15 protein-coding genes are annotated in these 12,610 nt (G+C 58.2%); 6 read left to right on the top strand and 9 right to left on the bottom strand.

Annotated elements, in window-relative coordinates:
- Nucleotides 1-54 precede the first annotated feature (54 nt).
- From AC2FLJ_RS07875 to AC2FLJ_RS07865, 3 genes are all read right to left on the bottom strand, one after another.
- On the bottom strand, nucleotides 55-642 hold the full coding sequence (locus AC2FLJ_RS07875; protein ID WP_496705174.1) for a biotin transporter BioY: 588 nt from the start codon (nucleotides 640-642) through the stop codon (nucleotides 55-57).
- Between the two features lie 68 nt (nucleotides 643-710).
- On the bottom strand, nucleotides 711-1,133 hold the full coding sequence (locus AC2FLJ_RS07870) for a DUF6314 family protein (protein ID WP_496705172.1): 423 nt from the start codon (nucleotides 1,131-1,133) through the stop codon (nucleotides 711-713).
- Nucleotides 1,130-1,462 (bottom strand): hypothetical protein, encoded by a 333-nt coding sequence (locus AC2FLJ_RS07865; protein ID WP_496705170.1) that lies wholly within the window; start codon nucleotides 1,460-1,462, stop codon nucleotides 1,130-1,132. The genes AC2FLJ_RS07870 and AC2FLJ_RS07865 overlap by 4 nt, the downstream gene beginning before the upstream one ends.
- Before the next feature lie 89 nt (nucleotides 1,463-1,551).
- On the opposite strand from AC2FLJ_RS07865, the gene purB reads away from it, so the two are divergent.
- The 5 genes from purB (at nucleotide 1,552) to AC2FLJ_RS07840 (ending at nucleotide 5,973) form a co-directional block, all read left to right on the top strand.
- The gene (gene purB / locus AC2FLJ_RS07860; protein WP_496696840.1) at nucleotides 1,552-2,856 is read left to right on the top strand and encodes an adenylosuccinate lyase; all 1,305 of its coding nucleotides are present in this window, start codon (nucleotides 1,552-1,554) and stop codon (nucleotides 2,854-2,856) included.
- Between the two features lie 121 nt (nucleotides 2,857-2,977).
- Nucleotides 2,978-3,130, top strand: a complete 153-nt coding sequence (locus tag AC2FLJ_RS07855) for a chitin-binding domain-containing protein (RefSeq protein WP_160116474.1) — start codon at nucleotides 2,978-2,980, stop codon at nucleotides 3,128-3,130.
- A gap of 104 nt (nucleotides 3,131-3,234) precedes the next feature.
- A complete protein-coding gene (locus AC2FLJ_RS07850; RefSeq protein WP_058277484.1) occupies nucleotides 3,235-3,774 on the top strand; it encodes a tetratricopeptide repeat protein in 540 nt (179 codons plus the stop codon).
- Between the two features lie 68 nt (nucleotides 3,775-3,842).
- Nucleotides 3,843-4,934 carry a flagellar motor switch protein FliG gene (locus tag AC2FLJ_RS07845; protein WP_496696843.1) on the top strand — a complete coding sequence of 364 codons (1,092 nt, stop codon included), beginning with the start codon at nucleotides 3,843-3,845 and terminating at the stop codon, nucleotides 4,932-4,934.
- Between the two features lie 115 nt (nucleotides 4,935-5,049).
- Nucleotides 5,050-5,973, top strand: a complete 924-nt coding sequence (locus AC2FLJ_RS07840; protein ID WP_282120430.1) for a lysophospholipid acyltransferase family protein — start codon at nucleotides 5,050-5,052, stop codon at nucleotides 5,971-5,973.
- Here the strand turns inward: AC2FLJ_RS07840 and AC2FLJ_RS07835 are convergent, their stop codons facing one another.
- Entirely contained in the window at nucleotides 5,974-6,675 is a 702-nt protein-coding gene (locus AC2FLJ_RS07835) for a DUF1223 domain-containing protein (RefSeq protein WP_496696846.1), read from the bottom strand.
- Between the two features lie 231 nt (nucleotides 6,676-6,906).
- On the opposite strand from AC2FLJ_RS07835, the gene acnA reads away from it, so the two are divergent.
- Nucleotides 6,907-9,597 (top strand): aconitate hydratase AcnA, encoded by a 2,691-nt coding sequence (gene acnA / locus AC2FLJ_RS07830; protein ID WP_496705166.1) that lies wholly within the window; start codon nucleotides 6,907-6,909, stop codon nucleotides 9,595-9,597.
- Between the two features lie 114 nt (nucleotides 9,598-9,711).
- Here the strand turns inward: acnA and AC2FLJ_RS07825 are convergent, their stop codons facing one another.
- From AC2FLJ_RS07825 to ccmA, 5 genes are all read right to left on the bottom strand, one after another.
- Nucleotides 9,712-10,248 (bottom strand): DsbE family thiol:disulfide interchange protein, encoded by a 537-nt coding sequence (locus AC2FLJ_RS07825; protein WP_282120427.1) that lies wholly within the window; start codon nucleotides 10,246-10,248, stop codon nucleotides 9,712-9,714.
- A complete protein-coding gene (gene ccmD, locus AC2FLJ_RS07820) occupies nucleotides 10,241-10,399 on the bottom strand; it encodes a heme exporter protein CcmD (RefSeq protein ID WP_199520000.1) in 159 nt (52 codons plus the stop codon). The genes AC2FLJ_RS07825 and ccmD overlap by 8 nt, the downstream gene beginning before the upstream one ends.
- Nucleotides 10,396-11,169, bottom strand: a complete 774-nt coding sequence (locus AC2FLJ_RS07815; protein ID WP_058274037.1) for a heme ABC transporter permease — start codon at nucleotides 11,167-11,169, stop codon at nucleotides 10,396-10,398. Before AC2FLJ_RS07815 ends, ccmD begins: the two co-directional genes overlap by 4 nt.
- Nucleotides 11,170-11,230: 61 nt before the next feature.
- Nucleotides 11,231-11,887, bottom strand: coding sequence for a heme exporter protein CcmB (gene ccmB, locus AC2FLJ_RS07810; protein WP_058274038.1), 657 nt, complete (start codon nucleotides 11,885-11,887; stop codon nucleotides 11,231-11,233).
- Nucleotides 11,884-12,498 (bottom strand): heme ABC exporter ATP-binding protein CcmA, encoded by a 615-nt coding sequence (gene ccmA / locus AC2FLJ_RS07805; RefSeq protein WP_496696852.1) that lies wholly within the window; start codon nucleotides 12,496-12,498, stop codon nucleotides 11,884-11,886. The genes ccmB and ccmA overlap by 4 nt, the downstream gene beginning before the upstream one ends.
- Between the last annotated feature and the right edge of the window lie 112 nt (nucleotides 12,499-12,610).

Raw genomic sequence — 12,610 nt, 5'->3', positions numbered from 1 at the left:
ACCGCGCCGGGATATCTCCGGGCGCGGCTTCGTCAGATTTGGATTGGTTGGAAATTACGAACGTGCGTCGCCCACCATTTTCCACAGCGCAGGGATCAGCATCGCAGCCAGCGCCAGCTTGATCACGTCACCCACCAGGAATGGTGTCAGGCCCCACTGCAGGATCGGCTGGTCCCAGCCATAAAGCTGACCCAGCCACACAAGACCGGGAACGTAGATCACGACATTGGCCAGAACCAGCGCCAGCGCCATCTTGCTGAACGAACGGTCCCAGCCCCGCGCAGCCAGTGCGCCCAGCAGAACGGTTGCCAGAAGGTAGCCAACCAGATAGCCGCCGGTGCCGCCCATCATGTAGGTCAGACCGAATTTTTCGGCCGAAGAGCCCGCGAACACGTCGAAGCCCAGCGCGCCGATCAGCAGGTAACCCAGCATGGTGACCAGACCCAGACGCGTGCCATAGGCGGTGCCGATTGTCAGCACGGCAAAGGTGCCCATTGTGATCGGGACAGGCCACATCGGAACCTTGATCTTGGCAGCAATTGCCAGCGCAAGAATACCTAGTGCCACCAGCGCAACTTGCTTGACGCGCAGCGCGGTGCCTTCGCGCGGGCCAATCGCATTGGCCAGTACATTCGCATTCATTCTTATGTCTCCACCTATTTTCAACTGCAGAAATGCCCGCTTAGAGCTTTGACTGCAACATGATTACGCTATCTTAACCGATATTCGGTGCTCATTTCATAAGATTTTCTGGGTCCCGAGACGATCCACCGCACTGACCAGACTGGCCAGGCCGAAAAATCGTAGACAGCATCGTAGCTGTCGGGCGGGCAATCATGGTGGTCAGACGCATGTGCCTGGCCCATGGCCAGCCGGTGAAAATAGCGGCCGTCGTCAAAATGTATGGCAATCGCCTCACCCGCCGCGTGCCACAGGTACCTGCGCGTGCCTTTCATCTCGGCTTGCCCCGGCACACGCAGCGTGACTTCTTCGTCGTATATCAAGCCGTCCTCGGTCGGGCTCAGGACCGTGTGACCATGGGCCTGCACCACCTGCCCCGCCTGCATATCCAGAATGGTCCGGGTCAGGCTCCAATGGCCTTCGAAATCCGACAGTCTGCGCGGCAGGCTCATTCGGCGAGTGTCCCGTCGGTCGTGGCACCGTTATCATCCACGAACCGGATCACTTTGCCGCTTTGTTGGACCTCATAGCAGGCCCAAAAATCCGAAGGCGGCCAGAGCGAGCAATAACGATCCTCGCGCGCCGCCCACCGCCCGGCGCTGGGTCCGCCCGAAAAGTACTGCGTCAGCATCGTATCCTCGAAGGTCTGCCAGATCCCTTCCCCGTAATCGAGCTTCTGTCCAGTCAATGCAGACAGAATTTCATCCCCCGTCAGCGTTCTGAACTCCTCAGCCGCCAGAAAACCGGGCCATAGGGCCAAAATCAGGGCAAACCGTCTCATATTCGCACTCGCGCCTTGTTCCTTTGTCTGCGCGGGTTTAAACCCCGCCGCAACGCCTCCTGCCAAATCACAATAAGGTGCCGCTGCCAATGATTCCACGCTATTCCCGCCCCGATATGGTCGCCATCTGGTCGCCCGAATCCAAGTTCCGCATCTGGTACGAGATCGAGGCCCATGCCTGCGACGCCATGGCGGATCTGGGTGTGATCCCACGCGAGAATGCTGAGGCCGTCTGGAAGGCCAAGGATGTGGAATTTGACGTGGCGCGCATCGACGAAATCGAAGCGGTTACCAAGCACGACGTCATCGCCTTCCTGACCCATTTGTCCGAACATGTCGGCAGCGAAGAGGCGCGTTTTGTCCATCAGGGCATGACCAGCTCGGACGTACTCGACACTTGTTTCAACGTGCAACTGACCCGCGCCGCCGACCTGCTGATCGCAGATCTCGAAGGTCTGCTGGCTGCCCTGAAACGCCGCGCAATCGAACACAAGGACACGGTCCGCATCGGCCGCAGCCACGGTATCCACGCAGAGCCAACCACCATGGGCCTGACCTTCGCGCGTTTCTACGCCGAGATGGACCGCAACCTTTCCCGCATGCGCGACGCCCGCGCTGAAATCGCCACTGGCGCGATCAGCGGCGCGGTTGGCACCTTCGCCAATGTTGACCCGCGTGTGGAAGAGCATGTCTGCGACCAGCTGGGTCTGGTGCCCGAGCCGATTAGCACTCAGGTCATCCCGCGCGACCGTCATGCAGCGTTCTTTGCCACGCTGGGGGTTATTGCCAGCAGCATCGAGAACGTCGCCATCGAAATCCGCCACATGCAGCGCACCGAGGTGCTGGAGGGGGCCGAGTTTTTCTCGATGGGTCAGAAAGGCTCCTCGGCCATGCCACACAAGAAAAACCCGGTGCTGACCGAGAACCTGACCGGGTTGGCCCGCATGGTGCGCGCGGCAGTGATCCCGGCGATGGAAAACGTGGCACTCTGGCACGAGCGCGATATCTCGCATTCCTCGGTCGAACGCATGATCGGGCCGGATGCCACGATCACACTGGATTTTGCACTGGCGCGACTGACAGGCGTGATCGACAAGATGTTAATCTTCCCCGAGAACATGATCGAAAACATGAACAAGTTCCCAGGTCTTGTGATGAGCCAGCGGGTTCTGCTGGCGTTGACCCAAGCAGGTGTCAGTCGCGAAGATGCCTATGCCATGGTGCAGCGCAACGCGCTGAAAGTCTGGGAACACCGCACCGATTTCAAAGAGGAACTGCTGGCGGATTCCGACGTCACCGCCGCGCTGAGCCCGGAAGAAATCGAAGAGAAATTCGATCTGGGCTATCACACCAAACACGTCGACACGATCTTCGCCCGTGTGTTTGGCGAATAACCCAATCTGATCAGTTGGTTCGCAGGGCCCGGATCGCAGGACGCGTTCTGGGCCTTGGTGTTTTGCCAGACGGGTCAAAACAAGCTATGATGTGGGTGTAAATCCGGACAGGAGAAACACGATGATCCGTATTCTGATTTGTGCTTTGGCCATTGGTTGCTCAGCCTCCGTTGCATTGGCCTGTAGTGGTCATTCCAAGCAAACCCAGTCCTGCGCACCAGGTTCGGTTTGGGATGCTGAAACTCAAACCTGCGCCAAAATTACGAACAGCTGAGAAAATTTTTTCCCATTTGTGAATAAACGCGAGCCTTCGGTTGTTAGCTTTTGAGAGAAACGCACTATGCTTTCTGTAAGTAGCCCAGACAACGGAGTAGGAAAATGCGCCTAGTACTCGCTTCAGCCATCGCCCTTCAGGCCTTTGCATTCGCGCCGGTCGCGATCGCCGCTGGCGGTGACAGCAGCCCGCCAAAACCGACCAACACGACCAAGAAGTGTTTCTTCGGTCGCGTCTATGACAAAGACGCCGGACGGTGCGTGAAGCCGGACAAGACCAACTTTACTGAAGAAGAGCTGTATGACGCCGTGCGCGAACTGGCCTATGATGGACAGATCGAAAATGCACAGGACATCCTGCGCATCATGGATCAGGATGATGATCGCGTGTTGACTTACTGGGGTTTCACCTACCGCAAAATGGGTGAGCTTGATCTGGCGAATGCCTTCTATTCGAACGCCATTGAGGCGAATCCCGACAACATACTGGCGCGCAGCTATATGGGTCAGGGCTTTGTCACCGAAGGCAAAACCGATCTTGCCATCGCACAGTGGCGCGAGATCAAGGCGCGCGGCGGTGAAGGCACCTGGGCCGAGGCATCCCTGCGCGAGGCGATCCGCACCGGGCTGACTTACAACTACTAAACTTCAGCCTTTCTTTACCCGACTCTCCGTAATCTGCCTGTGGAACAGAAACTTGGCACCACGGGCAGATGCAGGACACAAACTCTTTGGTTCAACTGGCACCGGGGACATCAACACCCGCAGCCGACGCCCAGAACGACGCGCCCCGCGTCGTGCCCAAGGCGTTGAGCAACCGACAAAAAGCCGCCGTCGTGGTGCGTCTTTTGTTGAATGAGGGCGCAGATATCCCCCTGGAAGAACTTCCCGACGATTTGCAGGAAAAGCTGACGCACCAGCTGGGTCAGATGGGCCTAGTGGATCGCATCACGCTGGCATCCGTCGCACATGAATTTGCCGAAGCGCTGGACAGTGTCGGCCTGTCTTTTCCACATGGGTTGGCCGGTGCTCTGGACGCAGTCAGCGACAAGATTACGCCGGCAACAGCGGCTAGGTTGCGGAAGGAAGCCGGGGTGCGCCAGATCGGCGATCCGTGGCAACGGCTGCGCGAAATCCCGACAGAAGATTTGGCCACCATCGCTCTGGCCGAAAGCACTGAAATTGCAGCGGTCATGTTGTCCAAGCTGGAAACTGCAAATGCCGCGCAACTTCTGGGTCACCTGCCCGGCCCGGTCGCGCGGCGCATCACCTATGCCGTGTCCAAAACGGCCAACATCACACCCGAGGCGGTTGAACGGATTGGCTGGTCGCTGGCGGCGCAACTTGATCGACGCCCGGCCACGGCCTTTTCGGATGGCCCCGGAGCGCGGGTCGGTGCGATTCTGAACCAATCAGCCGCAGCGACGCGCGACGGGCTTTTGACGGCCCTGGATGAAGAAGACACCGACTTTGCAGCTTTGGTGCGCCAATCAATATTCACCTTCGCCCATATCCCGGCCCGCATCCTGCCCAGGGACGTGCCTGCGATTCTGCGTGGATTGGATCAGGCTGATCTCGTCACCGCCTTGGCTGGCGCCACGGCCGAGAATGACAAAGCCGCGGTCGAGTTCCTGCTATCCAACATGTCGACACGTATGGCGGATAACCTGCGCGAGGAAATCACCGAACGCGGCAAGGTGAAGCTGGCAGAAGCCGAAGAAGCGATGACACTTGTCATCGGCTCAATTCGAACACTGGTCGACGAAGGCGCAATAGCGTTGATCGAAGAGGATAGCGAAGAGTGACGGGCAAGTCCGATCCGGCAAGTCAAAACATGGCTTTGTTTTGCAACGCTTGTGGTTGCGGTTTCCGCCTTGTATGTCTTGCCCGGCAAATCGCAACAGCCGGTGAGACCTATTCATGCCCGTCGAAAAGTCGGAACTAAGCCGCACAGAGCTTAGAAAATACTACATCACTGGATTGTTCATGAAGGGCGTCATCGGGACCTTGAGGTTGTTGCCCTATGAAACACGTCTGGCCACCATGGGCGCAATCGCACGTGGGCTTTCACCGTTGATCGGCTTTACCAAACGCGTGCGCAGCAACTTGAAATTGACCCGCCCTGACCTGTCAGAAGCCGAGGTCAACAGAATTTGCAGCGCCGTTCCGGACAATGCCGGTCGCGCGATTATGGAGCATTTTTCGCCGGAAGGGTTCACCGAACGTCAGCGCACGGCAAAGGTAAGCGGCTCGGGTGTTGCCGCATTTGACACTGCCGTCGCCGAAGGGCGACCGATCATGATGATCACCGCGCATTTTGGTCACTATCTTGCGGCACGCATCGCCCTGCAGGAACGCAGCGGTCAACCGATTGGGTGCCTCTATCGCCGCATGGCGAACCCTTATTTCAACGACATGTATGTCGAGGCGTTCCATAAGACCGGCTCGCCGATGTTTGAACAGGGCCGTCGCGGAATGGTGGAGATGGTTCGTTCGCTCAAAAAAAATGGGATCATCGCGATCGTATCCGATCTGCACGCCCATGGCGGTGAAGAGCTGACATTCTTTGGCAAACCCGCCGTGACCTCAGTCCTGAATGCAGAACTGGCAATGAAATACAACGCCGTCCTGATCCCATGCTATGCGGTGCGGCAACCAAACGGCGTGGACTTTGAAATCGTGCTACACGATCCGGTGCCGCATACAGATCCGAAGACCATGACCCAGTTCACCAATGACGATCTTGAGGCCATGGTAAGACAGCATATGGGTCAGTGGTTTTGGATCCACCGGCGCTGGAAAGCCTGGAACGGTTTGGGCGTGCAGCCCGAGGACATGCCCTGATTATTTGACCCGCGCGGCTGCCACGATCGGGCCGTGCCCTGCCCTTTGCACCAGCACAACTACCGGATAATCTGTGTCGACGGTTACCGAATACGCCTGAGGCGCGACGCCGTCCCATTGACCTGCCATATGCCAGGCCTCGACAACATTGGCATAGTCCAGATCGTGGCCAGCCAGCTCTCCGCGTCGGATCGAGGCATGGCGCATCGGTGAATACTGAATGACCCTAATGTCATAGGTTTCTCCGGCCGGCAGTTCGACCGGCGTCACATCCACCGATACATCATCACCCGAGCGCACGGCCGTCACGGATGCTTGCGGGGTGGCCTTGAGATGTGCATTGATCAGGCGATCCAGTTCCCGCGATTGCGCCCCGACCACATCCTGCTGCCCATTCACCACCATCTGAGGCGTATAGATCATCGACCGCCCACCTTCTCGCGCATAAGTGCGCTGGCGCAGAGTGTGATCCGGGTCGGCATATTCGTCCTTCCAGCCGATGTAGTCCCAGTAATCCACATGCAGTGCCAGGCCGATCACATCGTCGCGTTTGGCCAAATCATGCATGATCCGGTCGGCAGGCGGACAGGACGAACAGCCCTGAGATGTGAACAACTCAACCACAACCGGGTCGCCCCCGGCCAGGGCTGCTGTAGAGAGAAACAAGGAAACTAGCGCTGTCGCGCGAATGGATCTGAACATTACGGGTCTCGGGCCTTTGGCTGGGTGTACTGCCCGGTTTAAACGCAAGCCCGTTCAACCTCCAATCAACGTTTCTTGAGACATGCGACCATCGTTACCCTTAAATTTTGTGTGCAATGGTATACATAACTCAATGAGCTCACCACCTTGGTCCTTGAACCAAAGGCGTTGGTGATGCAGATAAAGATTAGCGAATCCCGGGATCTAAGTCATTTCAGAGGGAGGCCACAGATGCCCATCAAAGTCGGACAAGATACCGCCAAAACACGCCGCAACCTTAGCGTGAATGGCAAATCCATTTCATATTATTCTATCCCCGCCGCGCAAGAGGCCGGTCTGGGTGATTTTTCCAAGCTTCCCGCCGCGCTCAAAGTGGTGCTCGAGAACATGCTGCGGTTCGAGGACGATGGTTTTTCCGTCGCGGTCGACGATATCAAAGCCTTTGGCGAATGGGCACGCAATGGCGGCAAGAACCCGCGCGAGATTGCGTATCGCCCTGCCCGCGTGTTGATGCAGGACTTTACCGGCGTTCCGGCTGTTGTTGATCTGGCCGCGATGCGCGATGGCATCAAAGGGCTGGGCGGCGATGCGCAGAAGATCAACCCGCTGAACCCGGTTGATCTGGTCATCGACCACTCGGTCATGATTGATGAATTCGGCAACCCGCGCGCGTTCCAGATGAACGTGGATCGCGAATATGAACGCAACATGGAGCGTTACCAGTTCCTGAAATGGGGGCAGTCAGCCTTCAACAACTTCCGCGTTGTTCCCCCCGGAACCGGCATCTGCCATCAGGTGAACCTGGAATACCTGGCGCAAACAGTCTGGACCGACACCGATCAGAACGGCGACGAAGTCGCCTACCCTGACACGCTGGTTGGCACCGACAGCCACACAACCATGGTCAACGGCATGGCCGTTCTGGGCTGGGGCGTCGGCGGGATCGAGGCCGAGGCCGCGATGCTGGGCCAGCCGATCTCGATGCTCATCCCTGAGGTAGTAGGCTTTGAGCTGACCGGCGCGATGGTGGAAGGCACCACTGGCACTGACCTTGTTCTGAAAGTCGTCGAGATGCTGCGCGCGAACGGCGTGGTGGGCAAATTTGTCGAGTTCTACGGGAGCGGTCTGGACCGTTTGCCGTTGGCTGACCGCGCAACGATTGCCAATATGGCCCCCGAGTATGGCGCGACCTGCGGCTTCTTCCCGATTGATGGTGAGACCCTGCGCTATATGCGTAACACCGGTCGGGATGAGGATCGCCTGGCACTGGTCGAAGCTTATGCCAAGGAAAACGGCCTTTGGCGTGATGAGAACTACGCGCCCATCTACACCGACACTCTGACGCTGGACATGGGCACGATCGTTCCCGCTATCTCCGGCCCGAAACGACCGCAGGACTATGTTGCGCTGACCGACGCCAAGGCGGCATTTACCAAGGAAATGGCCGAAACCTTTAAGCGCCCGATGGGCAAGCAGGTCGTGGTCAAGGGCGAAAACTACGGCATGGAATCGGGCAAGGTCGTGATCGCCTCGATCACATCCTGCACCAACACTTCGAACCCTTACGTGATGATCGGGGCCGGTCTGGTTGCAAAAAAGGCGCATGAGCTGGGCCTGAACCGACAGCCCTGGGTCAAAACTTCGCTGGCCCCCGGCTCGCAGGTTGTATCTGAATACCTTGAGGCGGCTGGCCTGCAGCAACATCTGGATGCCATCGGGTTCAACCTGGTTGGTTATGGCTGCACCACATGTATCGGCAACTCTGGCCCGATTCAGAGGGAGATCAGTGAAGCAATTGCCGAGGGTGATCTGGTCGCCACGTCCGTCCTGTCCGGCAACCGCAACTTTGAAGGCCGGATTTCGCCGGACGTGCGGGCCAACTACCTCGCCTCGCCACCGCTGGTTGTAGTCTATGCGTTGGCTGGCACCATGGATATCGACCTGACATCCGAGCCGATTGGGCAGGACAAGGACGGCAATGACGTCTTCATGAAGGACATCTGGCCAACCCAAAGCGAAATTGCCGAGCTGGTGCAGGAAACTGTCACCCGCGAAGCGTTCCAGTCGAAATATGCGGATGTCTTCAAAGGCGATGAGAAATGGCAAAGCGTCGAGGTTCCGCAACAGGAAACCTATGACTGGCCGCCGACTTCGACCTATATCCAGAACCCTCCCTATTTTCAGGGAATGGGTACCGAGCCGGGCACGATCTCAAATATCGAAGGGGCCATGGTGTTGGCGGTTCTTGGGGACATGGTCACGACCGACCACATCTCACCCGCAGGGTCTTTTGCAAGCACTTCACCTGCCGGTCAGTACCTGATCGAACGTCAGGTGCAGCCACGCGAGTTCAACTCCTACGGTTCCCGCCGCGGCAACCACGAGGTCATGATGCGTGGCACATTCGCCAACATCCGCATCAAGAATGAGATGCTGGACGGCGTCGAAGGCGGCTATACCAAAGGTCCTGACGGCGAACAGGCTTCGATCTACGACGCATCAATGGCCTACCAGGAACTAGGCCTTCCGCTGGTCGTCTTTGGTGGCGAGCAATACGGCGCCGGCTCATCCCGGGACTGGGCTGCCAAGGGCACGGCCTTGCTGGGCGTCAAAGCCGTGATCGCCGAAAGCTTTGAGCGTATCCACAGGTCCAACTTGGTTGGCATGGGCGTGATCCCGTTCGAGTTCACCGGCGGCGACACCCGCAAGACATTGGGCCTGACAGGCGATGAAACCGTATCAATCCACGGCTTGGATTCGGTCGAGCCGCTGCAAGAGGTGCCCTGCACCATCATTTTCGGCGACGGAACCGAGAAAACAATCACGCTGAAATGCCGGATCGATACCGCGCCCGAGATCGAATACATCGAAAACGGCGGCGTGCTGCAATATGTGCTGCGGAACCTTGCCAAGGAAGATTAAAGCAACAAAGCCCCGGCCAATGCGCCGGGGCTTTTTCTTGGGTGCCAGCGCAACTAGCAGAAATAAGAAATAGAGCGCGTGCAGCAGGCACGCTCCGGATGGCAACGGATCAGATCACTGGCCGGCTTTTTCCAGTGCCGGGCGGATCCTGCTTTCGATGACGCGCTGCGTAATCGGACCGGCAAAGCGCAGGATGATTGTGCCCTCTCCGTCGATTACATAAGTTTCCGGAACACCGTAAAGACCCCAGTCCAGCGCCATGCGCCCTTGTTCATCCCGTCCGATGGCCTCATATGGGTCGCCCAGTTCGGTCAGAAAACCTTCGGCATTGGCCAACTGATCCTTGTAGTTGATGCCATAGACCGGGATGCCCTCTTCGGACAGCGCCTCAAGGTTGGGGTGCTCAGCCCGGCAGGGCGCACACCAGCTGGCCCAATAGTTGACCAGCTTGACCTCACCATCACGCAGGGTGTCATCGTCGAACAACGTTTTGCCCGGAAACTCGGTCAGAGCGACAGGTGGCGCGGGCTGCCCTTCGCGTGCAGATGGCAAGGCATCGGGGTCATCCCGGAACATGCCAATGCCGGCCAAAACGGCAAAAGCGCCGAAGATCAACGGCGGCGCAACCATCAGGGGTGAGATTTTAGCCATTGCGTGACATCCTGTGTTCGAGCTTTTCCATTTCCGCCCGGACTTTGCGCCCACGCATTACGCTGAGAGCGACCAGTGCAATCAGCAACCCCAGCGAGGCCGCATAGGACCACAGGACCGCGTCGGCATATTTTCCAAGATCAGGGATCATCCGTTTAGCCTTTCTCGCGCCAGCAGCGCCTTAATCCGTCGCGCCCGGATTTCCGTTCCTGTGCGATACAGAACCAACGCAATGAACAGCAGCACAAATCCGATGATACATACCAGCAGCGGATAGAAATAAATGTTGCTGACTTTTTCTTCGGTATCCGCGCCGGTGACGGCTGCGGCGCGCATCACGGATGCCCCCTGATGCAGGCCTTGGTTCCAGAAGTTCACCGCATAGCGGCTGAGCAAGGCAAAAACCGACCCCACCAGACACAGGACCGAGGTCAGATCAGCGGCTGTATCGGAATCCTCGATCGCTTCCCACAGGGCTACGTAGCCAAGGTAAAACAGAAACAGGATCAGGAAAGCCGTCAGGCGTGGATCCCAGGCCCACCACGTACCCCACATCGGTTGCCCCCAGATCGCGCCGGTTGCCAACGCGATCAGGGTCATCACGATACCGATGGGAGCTGCCGCTCGCGCAGCGAGTGCACTGACATGGTGGCGGCGCACCAGCCAGACCAAAGATGTGGCCAGCATCATCAGCCAGCAATTGATCGCCATCAGCGCCGCAGGCACATGCAGGTAAATGATCTTGACGGTCGAGCCCTGCTTGTAGTCATCCGGCGTGAAGAAAAAGCCCCAGATCAGCCCGACGACCAGACACACAAAAGAAGTCATCCAGAAGAACGGCAGGACCCGCTCGCTGGTCGCGAGGAATTTGCGCGGGTTGGCGTATTCCCAGAGGGTATTGGCTTTGGCTGCGATAGACATGGGCTCTACTTAGTCCGACTCGTGTTTGTTCTCAATTGACATCAGTCAAACTGCGACCGTGTCACCGAAGGTTGATCCGCAGCACGGCCGCACTGGCAAAAGGCAACAGAGCAATCGTGGCCGCCGTGATCCCTGCCAGCATCAACAGCGGTGTCTGCGTTTCCATCCCCGTGGCGCCGCGGCGTGCGACTTCGGCCCCGAAGATCAGCGTGGGAACATACAACGGCAGGACAAGCAATGACAACAATAGCCCCCCCCGTTTCAGGCCGACAGTCAGAGCTGCGCCAAAGGTCCCGATCACACTCATGGCCGGGGTGCCGACCAAAAGTGAGATCACCAGCCAGAAAAAGCCTGGCACCGGCAAGTTCAGTAGCACACCCAGAAACGGCGCGGCTAGAACCAGTGGCAAACCCGTTGTTATCCAGTGGGCCAGCGCCTTGATCGACACAACCGCCTCAAGCGGCAAGGGCGCGGTGGCCAACAGGTCAAGCGACCCGTCTTCCCAATCCAACGCAAGCAGACGATCAAGCGATAACAGGCAGGCCAAAAGCGCGCCCAGCCAAAGCACACCCGGGGCAATGGTCGACAGCAGCGAAGATTGCGGGCCGACTGAGAACGGCACCAGAACGGTCACAATCAAAAAGAACGCCAGACCAAGGCCAAACCCCCCGCCCGCGCGGAAGGCCAGTTTCAGGTCGCGCAGCAGCAGGGCGATCACAGGAAGCCTCCGTCAAAGTCGTCGATGGGTTTTGGTTTGGCTTTGTTGGGACCCACATCCAGAACCGCGCCGTCCAGACCAAGGTCGATATGGGTTGCGATCAGGGCGGAACCGCCCTGCCCCAGATGGGCACGAACGGTATCGGCGAACATCTGGACGGCGCTTTTGTCCAGTGACACCGTCGGTTCGTCCAGCATCCAGATCGGCCGCCCGGTGATCAGCATCCGGGCCAGTCCAAGGCGACGTTTCTGCCCGGCGGACAGGTTTCCCGCATGGCGGTCCGACAGCTCGTTCAAGGCAAAGGCATCCAATGCCGGTTGGATGTCATCTGTCCCAAAGACCGAGGCCCAGAAGGTCAGGTTTTCCACAACCGTCAACGTTGGCTTCAACCCGTCGGAATGCGAGGCGTAGGCAATTTGATCCTCGGCCCCGTCAATGGTTCCGCTCAACGCCGGCTGCAACCCCGCAAGTGTACGCAGCAAAGTTGTTTTGCCGATCCCGTTTGGCCCACGCAGGATCAGTGCTTGCCCGGATTGAAGCGAGAAGTTGAGCCCCTCGAGCACGGGGATACCCCCGCGGGTGATGGCAAGATCGGTTACGGTCAGTGTCATACCTTCCCGCTTATCTTATTGCGCATAGGGGCAAAAGGCGGGATTTGCCGCAGGGCAATGCCCGAGCCGCTTTCGGATAAACATGAAAATGAGGGGCTACCCCCTCCCGCTC

The organism is Ruegeria sp. CDSA034, from assembly GCF_059612275.1.
The sequence above is the reverse complement of the archived record's forward strand: the minus strand, read 5'-3'. Positions and strand labels throughout refer to the sequence as shown.